The organism is Microbulbifer sp. S227A, from assembly GCF_049800935.1.
Genome location: NZ_JBNAFZ010000006.1, coordinates 1 through 19228 on the forward strand (window position 1 = coordinate 1; position 19228 = coordinate 19228).

Consider the following 19228-nt stretch of genomic DNA (forward strand, 5'->3'; position numbering starts at 1 on the left):
CATGGGTTAAAGAACGGTTAAGCCAGCGCGCGTTGGAGGATAAACGTCAAACCAAGCTGGTCAAAGACGCCTGGAACGAGAGCGGCAAGATTTATGGCTACCGCAAAATCTATGACGACCTGATCGACATGGGCGAGGCCGTGTCCGAGAACCGGGTTGCCCGTCTGGCGCGCCTTGCAGGTATTCAGGCGCAGATCGGCTACAAGAAGAAGCCTGGAGTGTACGGCAGTAAGCCATCCGTCGTGGTCGACAACACGCTGGATCGTCAGTTCACGGTCGTTGCGCCAGACAGGGCTTGGGTGACAGACATCACTTACCTGCGCACGCACGAAGGATTTGCGTATCTCTGTGTCGTCATTGATCTGTTCTCAAGGCGTGTCGTGGGTTGGGCCATCCAGTCTCGCCAGACCTCAGAACTGGCGGTGCAGGCTTTGCTCATGGCGATCTGGAGGAGAAAGCCCGGATCGGGCCTGTTGATCCACTCAGATCAAGGCGTCCAATTCACCAGCCGTGAATGGGCTGCCTTCCTGCGAGAACACAATCTGGAACATTCCATGAGCCGTCGCGGCAATTGCCATGACAACGCTGTTGCCGAGAGCTTCTTTCAGCTCCTGAAGCGGGAAAAGGTCAGACGGCGGAAATACCGGACACGCGAGGAAGCCCGGCGAGATGTCTTTGAATACATCGAGCTGTTCTACAACCCAAAGCGAAAGCATACGAATAACGGAATGCTGTCACCCGTTGACTTTGAAAAAAGACAGCTCAAACTGGGAAAGGCAGGTGTCTAGGAAACTAGGGGCACCTCAGGAGGGTCGAGATTTCGACCGCCAGGTCGCGGAGCTGCAGGTTTGTATCGCCGTACTCAACAGCTACACCGCGCTTGGCATACCCGTCACAGTGGCCGTAGGATAAGTCCGTCCGGGGAAAGGGGAACTCCGCTCAGAACCTGATTTATGCAACAAGGCCATCGCAACCTCTTCGAGAGCTACCCTTCCCGGTGTTTTTTCCAAACCGATCTCTACAGCACGTTTTTTGGCATACAGGTGAACGATGAGATTGAGCGGAAGCTCTTTGGCGATATCGATGCCGGTGGATCAAATGCTGTTCGAGCGTTTCTTGGAGACGACATCTCCGCGTGGCACGAAAACTTCCAGAACCTCTTCATATACCTTGTTTACACATTCCCAATTGTTTGAGTGCCATAAGGGAATGAACCTATGTAGATGATGCTCGTGATACCTGCCCAGATATACGATCAAATCAACGATAAGTGCACCGAAGGGCTCGCGCTTGCCCTGGCCTCGAATGAGGACGGGGCGATCATGGAGTTTCAGTGGTGCAACAAGGCGTTCACCAAGATTACCGGTTACGCAGTTTCCGAGGTTATTGGTCAACGCGGGACCATTCTGATAGGTCCTGACCTGGGGCAGGATATACACCTGTATATCATCGAAAAACTGATGAACTGGGAGAATTTTTCGACAAAGGCGCTCAATAACCGCAAGAACGGCGAAGTCTATTGGCAACGGATGAGCTGGATACATCTGTCCGATACCGAAACGGGCGATCACTGGTGGCTGTGCTCGATCATCGAAGAGGAGAACGAGCAGGCCAAGTCCGACAAGCCGGAGGTGGAGGAACCTACGACTTCCGACCAGGAAAGCTATGCCAGAGTTTTCGACAAGGTTCAGCGGCTAGAGAAAGAAAACACACGTCTGCACCAACTCGCCAAGTCGGTGGCCAAGGACGCCAATGAAGATGCGCTGACGGGCCTTTCAAACCGGCGGCATTTTGAGGTTGAAGTCAAGACCTGGATTGAAAATCTCAAGACCCGCGGGACAGAATTTGCCGTTCTCTATATCGACCTGGACCGTTTCAAGTTCGTGAACGACACGCTTGGTCATGAAGCGGGGGACCGGTTGTTGGTCTCGGTCGCCAACATGCTGCGCGAGATGACTTGCAAGACCGATCTGGTTGCGCGTCTCGGTGGAGACGAATTTGTCATTCTAAAACCTCTGGGCAAGAGCGCTCTCAACATCAGCAGCCTGGCAGACGAGATCGTTCGCCGAACGCGGGAAACTTTCACATGTGATGGCAAGTCGACATCCTGCAGCGCAAGTGTCGGGGTGGCAATCGCCAAGGCCGGCATGGAGGACCCGGAACAGATCGTCGCGGATTCCGACGAGGCTCTCTATCACGCGAAATCGCAGGGTAAGGGGCGCTGGTCTTTCTTTACCGAAGAGATGCACGCCAATTCCATTGCGGTCAAGCAATTGGCGTCGGACCTCTTGCTTGCCTGCGAAAGACGCGAGTTCCTGCCCTATTTTCAGCCCCTGATCGATGCCAAATCCGGAAACATCATTGGCGCCGAGATGCTGGTGAGGTGGGCACATCCAACCAAGGGCATTCTGCCACCGATTGCATTCCTCGATACCGCCGCAAACATGGGCATCCTGAACAGGGTCGACCAAATCATCTTTGCCTGCCTGCACGGGGCGATGTCACGTCTTGACCAGGCCGGTGCCAATCTGCCCCGCGTTGCGGTGAATGTCTCGGCTGCCCGTCTGGCGGACCCGACCTTTATTCATGACATCAAGAGCTCGGGCATCGATCCGCGGAGGCTGACGGTCGAGATTCTCGAGTCGGTCTATCTGGAGCAGATGGGTGAGGTGTTTCGCTGGACCATTGACGAACTTGATGAGCTGGGCGTGACGATTGCGCTGGACGACTTTGGAACAGGACACGCTTCGATACGAGGCCTGCTGGAGATCAGACCCGATATCCTGAAGATCGACCGCCACTTTATCCAACCTGTTGTTCAGGAGGCGTCGACGAGGCCGCTGGTTGCGTCCATCATCGAGATTGGCAAGGGCCTTGGCATGCGGGTGGTCGCCGAAGGCGTGGAATCCGAAGAGCACGCACAGCTTGTGAGCGATATGGGCTGCGATTATCTGCAAGGGTATTACTTTGGCAAACCGATGAGCGAAGACAATCTGCGCAAGAGGCTCATTGAAACAGGGGGGAATTTGTGGACGGGTCGTTCGTTGGAAAATGATCCCATCAAGGACCGTGGTATCGGTCAAGCGTGTTGATGGAGGGCATTGCCGGGTTATCTGACGCAGGTCGGAATACGCGTGAGACTGTGCAATCAGGCCGATCGTTCGGCGGCATGCCCGTCCCAAGATCTGAACGCATCGGATCTGGCATGGCAGCAGGAGAGAATGCAAAAGCGATAGCGCCAGAGACGAAAAATCGCATTGATTTGGTCGTACTGCCGGGGCCGGTGGCGTCGGATACAAGCCGCGAACCGAGTTTATTCAGAGACGAACCTATTCGCGGATGACGATGATGCCATGCGCTGTCGGGAGGTCTTTGATATTCGCCTTGCCGAGAGAAAACCGACGATAGGCCGACATCGCATGGCGATGATTGCGCGAGGAGCCCGGAGGCCGTTCCGCCGCGAAACAGAGCTCGGTTTGGTCATGATACCGCGCTGTCCGAATAGCACCCTGTGATCAACTTGGCGATGCTGCACCGGGAGCTGCGGGAGTCAGGTTTCTGGAAATGGAAAACGCTCGGTCGCACTGCTGATATACAGCGGGTGGCCAGCCGAGCCATCCTTGTTCAGTTTCAGGCAGGAGAGCGGTTTGCCGGTCATTCTGAGCGCGCGCAGGGTTGCATCGACAATTGGCGCAAAGCGTTTGTGCAGCTTGCCGTAAGCCAGCAGAACTTCCTCGGCGTCCTGCACTTCCCGAAGAATTGCCACAAGATTTTCCTGGCTGCATGCCAGCGCGGGATCTTGCGGAACATTCCTGGGTTCGGTGGCGCGCCAGTCCAGCATGTTGGTCTTGACATAACGCGTGAAGCCCCACCGTTTGGCGAACCCAACCTCCCTGTCACAGGTCGGGTCGGAGACGTCGGCGGTGGCGACGGAGGGGTTTTGACCGACGAACATGATGGTTCGCGGCTCGCTGCCCTCGGGCGTCCAATCGCGGGTCAGGATTTGGCGGTACCGGCCGCATGGGGAATAGGTCGCGCCACCGATCACACCATCGGGCAGCCGAATTCGAACTTTGCCGCCGGGGTCATGGCGCAAGTGCGCCTCGTCGCCGGTCTGTTCCGTCGTCATGTTCGTCATTTGCATCTCCAACGCGGGAATTCGGTCTATCGCACCCGGTTTTTCCCTTTATCCGCATGTTTTCTACGCAAGGAAACATGAAACAACGCGTTTCGCGGCGAACCTGCATCACGTGACGCCGACTGATGGTTCAGGCCCAACACGATACGCGACAGCGTAGGGAATGCGCCCGGTCGCAATCGGACCGGTTCCTGATCTCGTGCGGCTGTCAGCTCTGATTGAATACCCGCGCCGGGTGCAACTCGCCGGACTTGTAGATCCCGACCGCGACCGCCTTGCCGTCCTGCGAGGCCCATGCATCGTCGCCGTATTCAACATCCGATGCAATCACCATGCCGGGATTGCCGTTGCGCAGCCGCGTGGCACCCTCGGGCGTACAGCGCAGTTCGGGCAGTTCCGAAAGGCCGGTTTCGAGAGGTTGCAGATAGGCGTCGAGATCCGGCGTGCGGGCCAGGTCCTCGATCTGATCAAGCGTCAACCCGTCATCGGCGCTGAACGGTCCCGACCAGATTCGCCGCAGCGATACGACATGCCCGAGGCAACCGAGCGCCTTGCCCAGATCGCGGGCGATGCTGCGCACATAGCCGCCCTTGCCGCAGGTCATTTCCAGCGTGACGTGGTCGGCATCGGGGCGGTCGATCAGGATCAGTTCCTCGACCCAGAGCGGGCGGGCGGCAAGCTCTATGTCTTCGCCATCGCGGGCACGTTTATAGGCACGTTCCCCGTCGATCTTGACGGCCGAGAACTGCGGCGGCACCTGCTGGATATCGCCGACAAAGCCGTTCAGCGCGTCCTTGATCTCGTCGTCACTGGGCCGCTGGTCGCTCTGGGCGATGACTTCGCCCTCGGCGTCGTCGGTATTGGTGGCCTGTCCCAGCCGCACGGTAAAGGTATACGCCTTGAGCGCGTCGGTGATGTAGGGCACGGTTTTGGTCGCCTCGCCAAGTGCGATGGCGAGCACACCGGTCGCCGCCGGATCAAGGGTACCCGCATGTCCGGCCTTTTGCGCATTCATCGCCCAACGGACCTTGTTCACGATAGCGGTGGAGGTCGGCCCGGCGGGCTTGTCGATGATCAACCAGCCCGATATGTCGCGGCCTTTGCGTTTGCGTCCCATGGTGCCTCTGCGTGTTTCAGGATGCGGCGGCCTAGCCGAGACGGGCAGGGCTGTCAAACCCTGACTGGTTCTGGCCCGGGGCGGCCGTGGTCCACTGCGTGAAATTTGCCATCCGTCCGGTTGCGTCGGGGGTCGGGCAAATCTAGACCCAAAGCCAGAGACACCGAAAGGACCCGGATCGATGCGAGCGCGCCGATGACCCAAGAGACAGCAACCATGGCCGGGAAAATCTCTCCCCGGGGATCGGCGGGCGAGGTTTTCCTGGTGTTTCTCAAGCTGGGCCTGACCTCGTTCGGCGGGCCGATCGCGCATCTCGGGTATTTCCGCGACGAGCTGGTCGCCCGCCGCAGGTGGATCGATGAGGCCGGATATGCCGATCTCGTGGCCCTGTGCCAGTTTCTGCCCGGTCCCGCCAGCAGCCAGGTTGGCTTTGCCCTTGGCCTGTTGCGGGGCGGGCCGTTGGGGGCGCTGGCGGCCTGGGCGGCGTTCACACTGCCCTCTGCGCTGCTGCTGGTGCTGTTCGCGCTTGGGGCGGCGGTGTTTGACGGGCCGGTCGGTGCCGGGCTGATCCATGGTCTCAAGGTGGTTGCCGTTGCCGTCGTGGCGCAGGCTGTCTGGGGCATGGCACGCAGCCTCACGCCCGATGCGACACGGGCCGGGATCGCACTGGCGGCAGTGATGCTGGTGGTGTTCGTGGGCGGCTCGCCGGGGCAGATAGCCGCCATCGTTACCGGCGGCATCGCGGGGCTGGCGCTGTGCCGCGAGGCACAGGCACCGGTACAGGGGCATCTGGCCTTTGCCGTTTCAAAGCGCGCCGGGATTGTCGCGCTGGCCGTTTTTCTTGCGCTCCTGATCCTGTTGCCGCTCGTGGCGTCGGGCGCGCCGGGCCTTGCGCTGTTCGACGGATTCTATCGCGCCGGGTCGCTGGTGTTTGGCGGCGGGCACGTGGTGTTGCCGCTGTTGCAGGCCGAGGTCGTGACCGGCGGTGGCGTCACCAACGATGCGTTTCTGGCGGGGTACGGCGCGGCGCAGGCGGTTCCCGGGCCGCTCTTCACCTTTGCCGCCTATCTGGGCGCGGTGACGGGAATGCCGCCAAACGGGATCGTCGGGGCGGGCATCGCTCTGGTGGCGATCTTCCTGCCGGGGGTCCTGTTGCTGATCGGAGCCTTGCCGTTCTGGAACCTGTTTCGCGCGCGCCCGGCGGCACAGTCGGCCATGCGCGGGGCCAATGCGGCGGTGGTGGGCATCCTTGGCGCGGCGCTTTATGATCCGGTCTGGACCAGCGCTATCCTCGCGCCGCGCGACTTTGCGCTGGCGCTGGCGGGGTTCCTGTTGCTGACCGTCTGGAAGGTCGCCCCCTGGATCATCGTGGTGCTCATGGGGGCCGGCGGCATCCTGTTCGGACTGCTCTGACCGCGCTATTCGGCATCCTCGACCAGCCCGACAATCGGCCCAAGCCGAAAGCCCAGGTCATTGCGGCTGATGGAGGGGGCATAGAGCCGCGAGATATTGCCGTCGAAATACAGCGCGTTGGGCAGGGCCAGCGCATCGCGGAACAGGCTGCCGAATTCGTGAAACGTCACCGCGTTGCGCGAGATGACAAGCACCGCGCGGCTGCCATCGGCGCTGGTTCCGACACCGTTGCGGATATAGCGCGACGTGCTGTCGACCAGGAAACGCGGATGCAGGTCCCCGTCGATGACCAGCATCGGGCCGGATTGCGTGGCATATGTGCAGGCCGGTTGCGCCTCGACAAAGGCCAGCGTTTCGAACACGTCCGCCCGGTCATCGCGAATGCAAAACACGCCGTTCGGCAACAGGCCGAAATTTCCCGGCCCGGCATTGGTGACGACGCGCATCGCCTCGGTGCCGTTCTCGAGGTAATGACCCACCGGCGCGCGATCATCGTGATACATGCCGGCATTCATCGCGAAGGCGAGCCGCTTGCCGGATTTGGCAAGAGCGGCGTTGACGCTTGAGAAATGCCCGTACAACCCGCCGGTTTCATCATGGAGGAACAGGCGCAGATCGGCCCGGGTCATGTCGATGTCGCAAACCGTGTAACCGTTGCCGGCATGGTCGAGATCGCGGCATTCCTGCGCCGCCGCAGCCGCCGGGGCCAGCAACAGCGCCAGCAGGAAGGCGGCGGCCCGTTTCACCCGTCGATATCGCGGCGCACCGCGTCCTGGTTCAGCATCCGGCGGGTATCGTCCATCCGGTCGAACGTATCGTCCAGCTGGAAGCGCAGGTCAGGAGCGAATTTGAGCGCCAGCTTCTTGGACACCGCGCGCCGCAGCTCGCCCTTGTTGCGGGCCAGCAGTTTCAGAACCTCGTCCTGGCCCTGTCCGCCAAGCGGCAGCACATAGGCGGTCGCCACCCGCAGGTCGGGCGACGTGCGGACCTCGCCCACGGTGATCGACATGCGGTTGAGGTCGGGATCGTGGACATCGCCTCGGGCCAGCACTTCGGACAGGGTGCGCCGGATCAGTTCGCCAACGCGAAGTTGCCGCTGGGAGGGGCCGGGGCCATCGTGGAATTTGTTCTTAGCCATGATCCTGATCTAAGCGGTCGCAGAGGCTTTGCCAAGCGGGCCGCAACCGGATAACAGCACCTGACGCAATGGAGTGACGCGCAATGACACATAAGCCGGGTATTGTTGTAACGGGCGCATCGGGCCGCATGGGGCAGATGCTGGTGCGGATCATTACCGAAAGCGGCAAGGCACAGCTTGTCGGGGCCGTGGAACGCGCGGGCCACGACTGGGTGGGGCAGGATATCGGAACGGCAATGGGTGGCGCGGCGCTTGGTGTCACCGTCACCGATGATCCGCTCGAAGCCTTTGCCCAGGCGCAGGCGGTGATCGACTTTACCGCGCCCCAGGCAACGCTCGACTTTGCCGCCCTGGCCGCCCAGGCGCGGCTGGTGCATGTGATCGGAACCACCGGGATGACCGAAGCGCAGATCGCGGCGCTGACCCCGGCGTCGCGCCATGCGGTGATCGTGCGCGCCGGCAACATGAGCCTTGGGGTCAACCTGTTGACACAGTTGACGCGAAAGGTGGCCGCGGCGCTGGATGCGGATTTCGATATCGAGATCATCGAGTCGCATCATCGCCACAAGGTGGACGCGCCATCCGGCACCGCGCTGATGCTGGGCGAAGCGGCGGCCGAGGGGCGGGGCGTGGCCCTGGCCGAGGTCGCGGATCGTGGCCGGGACGGTATCACCGGCGCGCGTGAACGCGGGGCAATCGGGTTTACCGCGATTCGCGGCGGCGACATTGTCGGCGAACATGACGTGCTGTTTGCCGCTGAGGGCGAGCGGATCACGCTGCGCCATGTGGCCACCGACCGGGCGGTGTTCGCGCGCGGTGCCTTGCGTGCCGCGCTGTGGGGGCAGGGCAAGGCACCGGGGGCCTATGACATGCTGGATGTGCTTGGCCTGAACGATTGATCGGCGATTTTCCGCGCATCGGTTTCGCGGTGTGATTCTGAGCATCCGTTCGCGCCGGCATGTGGGGCTTTTGCCTGTCATTTTCCGGACCACGCGTGGCGTGCCGGCGATCTCCTGCCGGGGCTGACGAGTCTCGCCGCACCTACGGCATCTCTTGGCTGTCGCCGGGCCGGTGTCGCGTTTGGCGGCGGGATGGGGCCCGATGCAAAGCGCGCGCGCCCACCGGCCGAACCGTCGTGATGAAACCTGCGACAGCAAGACCGACAGACCCGCGAGTTACACCCCGCGGGGCCAGATTTTGACACCACCGCGCGGGTGCCCGGTTCGTGACCCCATATTGTGGTACTGCACCGTGCGCGACCCGCCGGGTTTCCCACCGGGCACATCGCGTCATCGCGGGCTTGATTGTCGCAACCAGGGGTTGCGGGGCGTCATGTCTGGCCGGGTCCGGACCGGGGGTCAGGCCGAACGCAACAGAACCTTGCTCGATCCGATGGCTTCGGCGATACGGCTGTATTGCTGGGTCTTGCTCTCGGAACCCGACGCGCTGCGCAGCAGCAGGGTTTCGGTATTGCTGAGGATGGCGCTTGCCTGCTGGTTGACCTGAGCCTGCGCCTGCGGGGCAACCGGGGTCAGCGGGCGCGAAGTGCGAATCTCGGGCGTGGTGTCGGTGGCCGGCCGTGTCGCGCGTCCGCGCACCTGCGATGGGTCGCGGTTCTGGCGGGCAAGGTTTTCCAGCTGATCCGACGTGTCCCGCAGGATGCTGCGCACCTCGTCATAATCGGTGCCCTGCGGGATGTCGTCGGCGATTTCGCCAAGGCGTTCGGCAAGACAGTCGACCTTGTAGGAGTCATTGTCGAGCTCGGCACAGAATTGCTGGGCCGAGGCGATGCTGCCGGTGACCACATCGGTGTAGTTGGTCGATCCGAACCCGTTCGCGGGCAGGATGACCGTATAGACCAGCGGCGGAATCGCCTGTGCAAACACCGGGAGCCCGGTTCCGGTTGCGGCGGCAAGGGTTGCGGCAATTCCCAGTTTCCGAAATGCGGTCATTTGAAATGGTCTCCTGCGGATAAATAGGTTGTTTTTCGCGCCCTGCGTTGCCCGTTGCGTCGCGTCGCGCTATCGTTAACCTTATTCTAACAGGATTCGAGTGTGAGGGCATGGCCAAATTTTCTAGCATCATGATCGCCGGTGCATTTGCCGCCGGACTCGCCGGGCAGGGACTGGCCCAGACGACCGCTCCGTTGACCCAGGCACAGGCGCGTCTGGCATGTGGAACCGGCGTTGTGCTGGGGGCCGTGACGCTGCCTGATGGCTCAATCGAAGTGACCTGCGAAGCGCAGGCCGCGGGACAGGTGCCGGCTGCGCTGGCGGGGGCGTTGACACCCGAAGCCGCTGCGGCGCTGGTGGTGACTGTTGTTCTGGTCGGCGCGCTTGTGGGCGATGGCGGATCGGGCACCACGACTACGGCCACCGCACCGGTTGTCGACGTCGAACTGCAATAACCGCCGGGGCAGGCGCCGTCATCGCACCGCCCGGTTTCAAAGGGCGGCTTTCGCGTGGCTGCTTTCACGGGGCGGATGCGTCAAACCGCATCAGAAATCGACGGCTAGGCCCTTTTTTTCCCAATCACCATAGCGAACGGGTTCCGGCCCGTCGCGACCGCCAAGCTCTTTGGGCAGGGGGGCTTCACTGGCGGCGCGCTTGCGGCGTTCTTCGGCCTCGGCAAGGGCGCGCTGTGCGGCGGGCGGCAGATCGGGGGTCGGGGTCTCGGTCATCGCGGGTTCCTTTATGCCTGATGCGTGATATACGCCCGGGTCCGTGTCTGACAAGGGACGCGGTGGATTTGCGGAGATGGACGGATGGCCGATACCCCCCTGGGCGCAAGGCGCAGCGCAGTGTATTTGCTCGATCAGGTGCTTGGCGAAGGTCGTTTGATGGCCGAATGCCTGTCGGCAGGGGCGCTGGATCGTCTGCCCCCCGAAGAGCGCGCGCGGGCGCAACGCCTTGCGCTTGAAACGCTGCGGGGGCTGGAACGCGCCGACCGCTTGTTGCAACGGCATCTGCGCAAGACCCCACCCTTGACCGTGCGCAATGCCCTGCGTCTGGGAACGGTCGAATTGTGCCGGGGCGAGGCCGCGCATGGGGTGGTGAACGCGATGGTGCAGATCGTCGGCACGCATAAACGGCATGGGCAGCTCAAGGGCATGGTCAATGCGGTTTTGCGCAAGATCGCCGCAGACGGGCCGGACGGCTGGGCCAAGCTGCGGGTGCCGCGATTGCCCAAGTGGCTGCGCGCACCGCTGGCGGCGGCATGGGGCGCACAATCGGTCACGATGATGGAGGCCGCGCATTTCGCGGGCGCACCGCTCGACATCACCGGCAAGCCGGGTGCCGACCTGTCGGCCCTCGGGGGCGAGGCGTTGCCCACCGGGTCGCTTCGGCTGATGGCACCGGGGCAGGTCACGGCGTTGCCGGGCTATGATGCGGGCGATTGGTGGGTTCAGGATGCCGCCGCCGCGTTGCCCGCGACACTGCTCGGGGTGCGTCCGGGCGAACGCGTGCTTGACCTCTGCGCGGCTCCGGGCGGCAAGACCTTGCAACTCGCCGCCGCCGGGGCGGATGTGGTTGCGGTGGACAGTTCGGCGCAACGGATGAAACGCCTGCAAGAGAACCTTGCGCGCACGGGATTGCAGGCGCAGACGCGGGTGTGCGACGCGCTGGAACTTGAAGGTCAGTATGACGCGATCCTGCTGGATGCGCCCTGTTCGGCGACCGGGACCATCCGCCGCCACCCGGATCTGCCCCATGCCAAGGACGGGGCCGAGTTTGGCGCGTTGATCGAGTTGCAGGCGCAGATGCTCGCCCATGCCTGGACCCTGCTGCGCCCCGGCGGGCGGATGGTGTTCTGTACCTGTAGCCTGTTGCCTGACGAAGGCGAGGTGCAGGTGGAAGAGGCGCTGGACATGTACGAGGACATGCAGACCGACCGTGCCGCCCTCGCGCGTGCGGGGATCGATCCGGACTGGATCACCCAGGAGGGTGGCCTGCGCCTGCGACCGGATTTCTGGCCCGAACGGGGCGGCATGGATGGGTTCTATATGGCGCTCCTGCGAAAAGACGGCGACGCCTGAACGCGCCCTGTTGACAAACGCCCGCCGCCGGTTGCGACTACGGTGACGAGATCGGGGCGCAACCCGTAAACACATCGCGGGGCGATCGGGGCGAAGCAGCATGGCAGGCGCGCACAGATTGGCAGACCGGGTCCTGAACCGGCTCTTTGCACGGCTGGCGCGTCGTCACGGGCAATTGCGCGGATTTGCAGCCGAGCCCGAGCCCCGGGGATTCGGGTCGATCGCGCGCGGGCGGCATATCCTCGCGGGCCAGTGCCTGTTGGCGGGGCAGCTTGTCAAAATCCGCGACGGCGATATCTGGGATGTGCCCGCGCCGGGTGCCGAGTTTGACGCCGCGCGGCAGGGATTTGGCTGGCTTGACGACCTCGCGGCGGTGGGAGATGCGCGGGCCCGGTCGCTGGCGCAGCAATGGCTGTGGAGTTGGATCGGCCGGTTCGATGACGGGCGCGGGCCGGGCTGGACCCCGCTGCTCACCGGTCGGCGGGTGCTTCGATGGGTCAACCACGCGGCATTCCTGTTGCACGGTCAGGGCGATCATGAACGCGATCTGTTCCTGCGCGCCCTGTGGCGGCAATGCTGGTTCCTGTCCAGGCGCGCGCATGGCGCGGCGCCCGGTGTGCCACGGTACGAGACGCTTGCAGGGTTGATCGTTGCCGCCCTGTCGCTTGAAGGGGGTGAGATGCTGGCCGAACCGGCGATTCCGCTATTGGCGCGGGATTGCGCGGCGGGGATCGGCCCGGACGGTGGCTTGCCCAGCCGCAATCCCGAGGCGGTGCTGGAAGTGTTCACCCTGTTGATCTGGGCCGCCACCGCGATGCGCGACGCCGGGCGCGCGCTGCCTGCGGGGCATCGGGATGCGATTGAACGCATCGCGCCGACCCTGCGCACGCTGCGTCACGTGGACGGATCGCTTGCCCGGTTTCACGGCGGCGGGCGCGGGCTGGACGGGCGGCTGGATCATGCGCTGGCGGCCAGCGGGGTTAAGCCGGCCCCCCTTGGCGGGCGGGCGATTGGCTATGCGCGGCTGTCCGCGGGCCGCACCAGCGTGATTGTCGATGCCGCGCCGCCACCGTCCGGCGCGGCGGCGATCACGGCACATGCATCGACGCTGGCCTTTGAACTGACTTCGGGACGGCGGCCGGTGATCGTGAACGGTGGCTCTGGCCTTGCCTTTGGCGATCCGTGGCGGCGCGCGGGGCGGGCGACGCCCTCGCATTCGACCCTTGGCCTGAGCGGGTATTCCAGTGCCCGGCTGGCCACCGGGGCGGGCGAAACCGGGCAGGACGCTTTGATCGAAGGGCCGCGCCACGTGCCCGTCGAGATGGCGGAACGTCCGGATGGTTTCCTGTTTCAGGGTGGCCATGACGGCTATGTGGCGCAGTTCGGCCTGACCCATGCGCGGCGTCTGGATCTGAGTTTCGACGGGCGACAGCTGACTGGCGAAGACCGGCTGCTGGCGATCGCGCCGGGGCACCGCGAGCAGTTTGACACCGCATTGCGCATGGCCCCGGCACCGGGCATCGGGTTCGACATCCGCCTGCATTTGCACCCGGAGGTCGGGGCGCGGCTTGATGCGGCTGCCTCGGTCGTGCTGCTGACCTTGCGCAGCGGCGAAACCTGGGAATTCCACTCCGGCGATGCGCTGCACCTGTCGCTGCAACCGGGTGTCTATTTCGACAGCACACAATTGCGCCCCGTGGAAACACGCCAGATCCTGTTGTCGGGCCATGTGACCCGGCCGGACACCCGAATCCGCTGGACATTGTCCAAGGCGCGGGACACGGCCATCGCGATACGCGATCTGCACCGAGATGCATCCGAAGGCGGCATCTGAGCGTTATTTGGTGCCGGTTTCCGCCCCGCTGGCGCGGCTTGGCGGCAGAAACGCCCCGGTGTCCAATTTCCACGGTTCTATCCCGCCGGAAATTGGATTATGCCGCGCCTAACAGTCATCATATTCAGGACCTGACATGACCGACCTTCGACCAATCCGCCGCGCCTTGCTCTCTGTGTCCGACAAATCCGGGCTTGTCGATCTGGGCAAGGCGCTGGTTGAGCGCGGAGTCGAACTGCTGAGCACCGGGGGCACCGCCCAGACGCTGCGCGATGCCGGGCTCGACGTGCTCGACGTATCCGAGGTGACGGGCTTTCCCGAGATGATGGACGGGCGGGTCAAGACGCTGCACCCGATGGTGCATGGCGGCCTGCTGGCCCTGCGGGACAACCCGGCACATGTGGCCGCGATGGAAGAGCACGTGATCAATCCGATCGACCTGCTGGTGGTGAACCTCTACCCGTTCGAAGCCACCGTTGCGGCGGGGGCCGATTATGACACCTGTATCGAGAATATCGACATCGGTGGACCCGCGATGATCCGGGCGGCGGCCAAGAACCACAAATTCGTCTCGGTGGTGGTCGATACCGAGGATTACGACGCGCTTCTGGCGGATATGGATGCCAATGGCGGCGCGGCAAGCGATGAGTTTCGCCGAAGGCTGGCTCAGACCGCCTATGCCCGCACCGGCGCCTATGACGCCGCCGTCAGCAGCTGGATGGCCGGGGCCGTCGGGGTCGAAACTCCGCGCCGCCGCGTGATCAAGGGCGAACTGGCGCAAACCCTGCGCTATGGCGAGAACCCGCATCAGAAGGCGGCATTCTATACCGACGGCAGCAACCGGCCCGGCGTTGCCAGCGCCGCCCAGCATCAGGGCAAGGAATTGTCCTATAACAACATCAACGACACCGATGCGGCGTTTGAACTGGTCAGCGAATTCGCGCCGGAAACCGGCCCGGCCTGCGCCATCATCAAACATGCCAACCCTTGTGGCGTGGCGCGGGGCGAGACCCTGAAACAGGCCTATCAGCGCGCCTTTGACTGCGACCGGACCAGCGCGTTTGGCGGTATCATTGCCCTGAACCAGACGCTGGATGCGGCAACCGCCGAAGAGATCACCAATATCTTCACCGAGGTTGTCATTGCGCCCGACGCGGATGATGCCGCCAAAGAGGTCTTTGCCGCGAAAAAGAACCTGCGCCTTTTGACCACCGGTGGCCTGGCCGATCCGCGCGCCGCCGCGCTGGCCTATAAACAGGTGTCCGGCGGGCTGCTGGTGCAGGACAAGGACACCGGCCATATCACCCGCGACGATCTGAAGGTGGTGACCCGGCGCGCCCCGAGCGAGCAGGAGCTGAACGACCTGATGTTCGCGTGGATCGTGGCCAAGCACGTCAAGTCAAACGCCATCATCTATGTCAAGGACGGGGCCACCGTGGGCGTCGGTGCCGGCCAGATGAGCCGCGTGGACAGCACCCGCATCGCCGCGCGCAAGGCGCAGGACATGGCCGATGTGCTGGGGATCGATGCGCCGCTGACCCAGGGGTCGGTGGTTGCCTCGGACGCGTTTTTCCCCTTTGCCGACGGGTTGATCACCGCCGCCGAGGCTGGGGCCACGGCCCTGATCCAGCCGGGCGGCTCGATGCGTGATGACGAGGTGATCGCGGCGGCGGACGAGGCCGGGCTTGCGATGGTCTTTACCGGCATGCGCCATTTCCGGCACTGACCCATGACACAGCGCCTGTTGATCGGGGCCGCGCTGCTGGCCTTTGCGGCCGACCAGGTCAGCAAATACGCCGTCGTGCATGGCATGGAGCTGGCGCGGCGGCTGGCGATCGACGTATTTCCGCCGCTGCTGAATTTTCGCTATGGCGAGAACACCGGCATCAATTTCGGCCTGTTCGAGGGCGAGTCCGACCTGGCGCGATGGATCCTGATCGTGTTCTCGGTGGCGGTGATGGCGGCGGTCTGGCTGTGGGTGCGGCGCAATCACGCGCGCAGCTTGCTCATGCAGGTCTTTGCCGGGCTGTTGATCGGCGGCGCGCTTGGCAATGTGTTCGACCGGCTGGCCTATGGGTATGTGCTTGATTTTCTGAACATGTCCTGCTGTGGCATCAACAACCCCTTTGTCTTCAACCTCGCGGATGTCTTTATCTTTGTCGGGGCCGTGGGGTTGGTCATGTTCGAGGGGCGCGGGCAGGGGAAATCATTGCGTGACCCCAAGAGATGAATGGGGTAGACACCAGTGAAACAGGCAGGAGATAACCGGTGCGGCTGGCGCAGGTTTTAGTATTGGGATTGAGTGTCGGCGTGCTGGGATGCAGCAACAAGCCGCTTCACGACATTCGGAGCAATTCGGATGGCCCGGATGAATTCATGGTGGTCCCGGTCAAACCCCTGACCGCGCCGCAGGATTATGATGTCCTGCCCGCCCCCACGCCCGGCGGCGGCAACCTTGTGGACCGGAACCCCGAAGCGGACGCGGTCGAGGCACTTGGCGGACGGCCCTCGGCACTGGATCCGGATGGTGGCATTCCGGCCTCGGACGGCGCGCTGGTGGCCAGTGCCAGCCGGTATGGCGTGGCACCCAACACCCGCGAGGAACTGGCCGAGCAGGACGCGGAGTTCCGCAAGCGGCAGGCCCGCTGGAGCGGGTTCAAGCTGTTCCCGGTGGACCGCTACAGCCAGGCCTATCGCCGCGAGGCAATCGATCCTTTCCCGGTCAATGAATCCTTCCGCCGCACCGGGCGTGAAACCCCGACGGCACCCGCCCCGGAGTAACCGCGCACGCGGACGGCCCGACGGGGCGCTCACTTTTTTGCAATGGCGTCTTGAACCGCGCCGTTCCGACCGTAGGTTGTGCCGTAAATCACGGAGGGTGCCTCATGGTGCGTCGTCTTTCTGTTCTGTCCGCCCTTTTGGCACTGACCGGTCTGGTTACCGGGCCGGGTGCCGCCGAGGGCATCACGGACGCGGTGACCAGTTTCGAGCTGGACAATGGCATGCAGGTGGTGGTGATCGAGGATCACCGCGCCCCGGTCCTGCAACACATGGTGTGGTACAAGGCGGGTTCGGCGGATGAACCGATCGGCGCATCGGGCGTCGCGCATTTTCTGGAACATCTGCTGTTCAAGGGCACCGAAACCCTGAAGCCGGGCGAGTTTTCCGCCGTGGTCGCCGCCAATGGCGGCCAGGACAACGCCTTTACTAGCTATGATTATACCGCCTATTTCCAACGGGTTGCGGCGGACCGGCTCGAGTTGATGATGCAGATGGAGGCCGACCGTATGGTCAACCTGCAACTGGCCGAGCAGGATATCCTGACCGAGCGCGACGTGATCCTTGAAGAGCGCAACATGCGGGTCGAAAACAATCCCGGCGCGCTGTTCAACGAACAGATGAACGCGGCGCAATACCTGAACCATCGCTATGGTGTGCCGGTGATCGGCTGGAAACACGAGATGGAAGAACTGGGTCTTGAGGATGCCCTGTCATTCTATCGCAGCCATTATGCGCCGAACAACGCGATTCTGGTGGTGTCGGGCGATGCCGATCCGGACGAGGTGCGGCAACTGGCCGAGACCTATTATGGTGTCATTCCCGCCAATCCCGACCTGCCCGAGCGCATCAGGTCACAGGAGCCGCCGCAAACATCGGAACGGCGCCTGACCTTCAAGGACGCGCGGGTGGCACAGCCCTATGTGTCGCGGTCCTATCTCGCGCCGGAGCGTGACAGCGGGGCGCAGGAGAGGGCGGCGGCGCTGGTGTTGCTGTCCGAGATTCTGGGCAGTGGCACCACGTCTTTCCTGACCGAAAAGCTGCAATTCGAACAGAAACTGGCGGTTTATACCGGGGCGTTCTATGGCGGCACATCGCTTGACGATACCACGTTCGACCTGGTGATCGTGCCGGCCAGCGGCGTATCGCTCGAGGATGCAGAAGCGGCTTTGGACGCCACTATCGCCGAGTTCATGCGCAGCGGTGTCGATGAGGCACAGCTTGACCGCATCAAGATGCAACTTCGCGCCGCCCAGGTCTATGCGCGCGACAATGTGGATGGCATCGCCAACCGCTATGGGCGCGGCCTGACCAGCGGGCTGACCGTCGCGGATATCCAGGCCTGGCCGGATATCCTGCAAGCGGTGACCGCAGACGAAATCATGGCCGCCGCCCGCGAGGTGTTTCGCCCCGAGGCATCGGTGACCGGCTGGTTGATGCAGAATGACGAGGTGACCCAATGATGCGCCTGTTTGCAGTCCTCTTTGCACTGGTTATCGCCCTGCCGGCCTGGGCCGAGGTCAAGGTTCAGGAGGTGACAAGCCCCGCCGGTATCAACGCCTGGCTGGTCGAAGATCACAGCATCCCGTTCACCGCGCTGGAACTGCGCTTTCGCGGCGGCACCTCGCTGGACGCGCCGGACAAGCGGGGGGCGGTCTATCTCATGACCGCGCTGATCGAGGAGGGCGCGGGCGATCTGGATGCGCGCGCCCATGCCCGCGCGGTCGAGGCATTGGCCGCATCGTTCCGATATGACGCGAGCGACGATGCGGTTTCGGTTTCGGCCCGTTTCCTGAGCGAGAATCGCGACGCGGCGCTGGCCCTGCTGCGCGATACCATCCATGCGCCGCGCTTTGATCCCGAGGCGATCGAACGCGTGCGCGCACAGGTCATCGCCGGCCGCGAATCGGCGGCCAAGGACCCGGACGATATCGCGCGCGCGGCGCTCAACGCGCTGATCTATGGGGATCACCCCTATGGATCGGATGGCGAAGGCACCGTCGAGTCGGTTACCGCGCTTGGCCGGGATGACATTCTTGCGGCCCATGCGGCGGTGTTTGCGCGCGACCGTCTTTATGTTTCCGCCGTGGGCGATATCACACCCGAGGAACTGGGCGCGCTTCTCGATACCCTGCTGGCCGACCTGCCGGAAACCGGCGCGCCGATTCCGGGCGCTGCCGATGTTACCATCCCCGGCGGCGTCAAGGTGGTCGAATTCGACACACCGCAATCGGTGGCCGTGTTCGCACAACACGGGATTGACCGCATGGACCCGGATTTCTTTGCCGCCTATGTGCTGAACGAAGTTCTGGGCAGCGGCTCGTTCGAGAGCCGGCTGATGCAGGAGGTGCGCGAAAAGCGCGGCCTGACCTATGGTGTCTATTCCTATCTCGCCCCGCGCGACCTTGCCTCGGTCTATCTGGGCAGCGTGGCGTCGGGCAATGACCGGATTGCCGAAGCCATCGAGGTAATCCGCGCCGAATGGGCCAAGGTCGCCGGCGAAGGCATCAGCGCGCAAGAGGTCGACGACGCCAAGACCTATCTGACCGGGGCCTATCCGCTGCGGTTTGACGGCAATGGTCCCATCGCACGGATCCTGACCGGCATGCAGATGGAGGGGTTGCCCGCCGACTATATCGCCACCCGCAACGATCAGATCAACGCCGTGACGGTCGAGGATGTGAACCGGGTTGCCGCCGAGCTCCTCGACCCTGAAGGCTTGCAATTCGTCGTGGTGGGGCAGCCCGTGGGCCTGAGCGACACGGTGAATTGAT

At 63.4% G+C, this 19228-nt stretch carries 18 protein-coding genes and 1 pseudogene; 13 read left to right on the forward strand and 6 right to left on the reverse strand.

What is annotated here, in order from left to right; translation table 11 throughout:
* The 3 genes and pseudogenes from ACP15R_RS14885 to ACP15R_RS14895 all read left to right on the forward strand — a co-directional run.
* Positions 1–788: IS3 family transposase (locus ACP15R_RS14885; RefSeq protein ID WP_424987228.1), on the forward strand; the 788-nt coding region annotated here is incomplete at its 5' end.
* Between the two features lie 22 nt (positions 789–810).
* A pseudogene (locus tag ACP15R_RS14890) lies at positions 811–912 on the forward strand (IS5/IS1182 family transposase); the annotation flags it as partial.
* A 311-nt stretch (positions 913–1223) separates the two neighbouring features.
* The gene (locus ACP15R_RS14895) at positions 1224–3092 is read left to right on the forward strand and encodes an EAL domain-containing protein (RefSeq protein ID WP_424987230.1); all 1869 of its coding nucleotides are present in this window, start codon (positions 1224–1226) and stop codon (positions 3090–3092) included.
* A gap of 458 nt (positions 3093–3550) precedes the next feature.
* On the opposite strand, the gene ACP15R_RS14900 is transcribed toward ACP15R_RS14895, so the two are convergent.
* Positions 3551–4138 (reverse strand): DUF1643 domain-containing protein, encoded by a 588-nt coding sequence (locus ACP15R_RS14900; protein ID WP_424987231.1) that lies wholly within the window; start codon positions 4136–4138, stop codon positions 3551–3553.
* A 208-nt stretch (positions 4139–4346) separates the two neighbouring features.
* Positions 4347–5255 carry a tRNA pseudouridine(55) synthase TruB gene (gene truB / locus ACP15R_RS14905; protein WP_424987233.1) on the reverse strand — a complete coding sequence of 303 codons (909 nt, stop codon included), beginning with the start codon at positions 5253–5255 and terminating at the stop codon, positions 4347–4349.
* 195 nt (positions 5256–5450) lie between these two features.
* On the opposite strand from truB, the gene chrA reads away from it, so the two are divergent.
* Positions 5451–6668, forward strand: a complete 1218-nt coding sequence (chrA, locus tag ACP15R_RS14910) for a chromate efflux transporter (protein WP_424987235.1) — start codon at positions 5451–5453, stop codon at positions 6666–6668.
* Between the two features lie 5 nt (positions 6669–6673).
* Here the strand turns inward: chrA and ACP15R_RS14915 are convergent, their stop codons facing one another.
* On the reverse strand, positions 6674–7414 hold the full coding sequence (locus tag ACP15R_RS14915; RefSeq protein WP_424987236.1) for a phosphodiester glycosidase family protein: 741 nt from the start codon (positions 7412–7414) through the stop codon (positions 6674–6676).
* Positions 7411–7806: a 30S ribosome-binding factor RbfA gene (rbfA, locus tag ACP15R_RS14920; protein ID WP_424987237.1), complete on the reverse strand. Its 396-nt coding sequence runs from the start codon at positions 7804–7806 to the stop codon at positions 7411–7413. The genes ACP15R_RS14915 and rbfA overlap by 4 nt, the downstream gene beginning before the upstream one ends.
* A gap of 83 nt (positions 7807–7889) precedes the next feature.
* On the opposite strand from rbfA, the gene dapB reads away from it, so the two are divergent.
* Positions 7890–8705: a 4-hydroxy-tetrahydrodipicolinate reductase gene (dapB, locus tag ACP15R_RS14925; RefSeq protein WP_424987238.1), complete on the forward strand. Its 816-nt coding sequence runs from the start codon at positions 7890–7892 to the stop codon at positions 8703–8705.
* Between the two features lie 459 nt (positions 8706–9164).
* Here dapB and ACP15R_RS14930 read toward each other — a convergent pair whose 3' ends face one another.
* On the reverse strand, positions 9165–9758 hold the full coding sequence (locus ACP15R_RS14930) for a hypothetical protein (RefSeq protein WP_424987239.1): 594 nt from the start codon (positions 9756–9758) through the stop codon (positions 9165–9167).
* Between the two features lie 110 nt (positions 9759–9868).
* Here ACP15R_RS14930 and ACP15R_RS14935 point away from each other — a divergent pair, with 110 nt between their 5' ends.
* Positions 9869–10213: a hypothetical protein gene (locus ACP15R_RS14935; protein WP_424987240.1), complete on the forward strand. Its 345-nt coding sequence runs from the start codon at positions 9869–9871 to the stop codon at positions 10211–10213.
* A 90-nt stretch (positions 10214–10303) separates the two neighbouring features.
* Here ACP15R_RS14935 and ACP15R_RS14940 read toward each other — a convergent pair whose 3' ends face one another.
* The gene (locus ACP15R_RS14940) at positions 10304–10486 is read right to left on the reverse strand and encodes a DUF1674 domain-containing protein (RefSeq protein ID WP_424987241.1); all 183 of its coding nucleotides are present in this window, start codon (positions 10484–10486) and stop codon (positions 10304–10306) included.
* Positions 10487–10570: 84 nt separating this feature from the next.
* Between ACP15R_RS14940 and ACP15R_RS14945 the strand changes: the two genes are divergently transcribed.
* The 7 genes from ACP15R_RS14945 to ACP15R_RS14975 all read left to right on the forward strand — a co-directional run bounded on the left by ACP15R_RS14945 (position 10571) and on the right by ACP15R_RS14975 (position 19227).
* On the forward strand, positions 10571–11842 hold the full coding sequence (locus ACP15R_RS14945) for an RsmB/NOP family class I SAM-dependent RNA methyltransferase (protein ID WP_424987242.1): 1272 nt from the start codon (positions 10571–10573) through the stop codon (positions 11840–11842).
* Between the two features lie 118 nt (positions 11843–11960).
* Entirely contained in the window at positions 11961–13676 is a 1716-nt protein-coding gene (locus ACP15R_RS14950) for a heparinase II/III family protein (RefSeq protein ID WP_424987243.1), read from the forward strand.
* A gap of 136 nt (positions 13677–13812) precedes the next feature.
* Positions 13813–15402, forward strand: coding sequence for a bifunctional phosphoribosylaminoimidazolecarboxamide formyltransferase/IMP cyclohydrolase (gene purH / locus ACP15R_RS14955; protein ID WP_424987244.1), 1590 nt, complete (start codon positions 13813–13815; stop codon positions 15400–15402).
* A gap of 3 nt (positions 15403–15405) precedes the next feature.
* Positions 15406–15906: a signal peptidase II gene (gene lspA / locus ACP15R_RS14960; RefSeq protein ID WP_424987245.1), complete on the forward strand. Its 501-nt coding sequence runs from the start codon at positions 15406–15408 to the stop codon at positions 15904–15906.
* A gap of 38 nt (positions 15907–15944) precedes the next feature.
* Complete coding sequence (locus ACP15R_RS14965) at positions 15945–16457, forward strand: DUF3035 domain-containing protein (RefSeq protein WP_424987246.1); 513 nt, start codon at positions 15945–15947, stop codon at positions 16455–16457.
* A 104-nt stretch (positions 16458–16561) separates the two neighbouring features.
* Positions 16562–17917 carry a M16 family metallopeptidase gene (locus ACP15R_RS14970; protein WP_424987247.1) on the forward strand — a complete coding sequence of 452 codons (1356 nt, stop codon included), beginning with the start codon at positions 16562–16564 and terminating at the stop codon, positions 17915–17917.
* A complete protein-coding gene (locus ACP15R_RS14975) occupies positions 17917–19227 on the forward strand; it encodes a M16 family metallopeptidase (protein WP_424987248.1) in 1311 nt (436 codons plus the stop codon). Before ACP15R_RS14970 ends, ACP15R_RS14975 begins: the two co-directional genes overlap by 1 nt.
* The last annotated feature ends 1 nt before the right edge of the window (position 19228 follow it).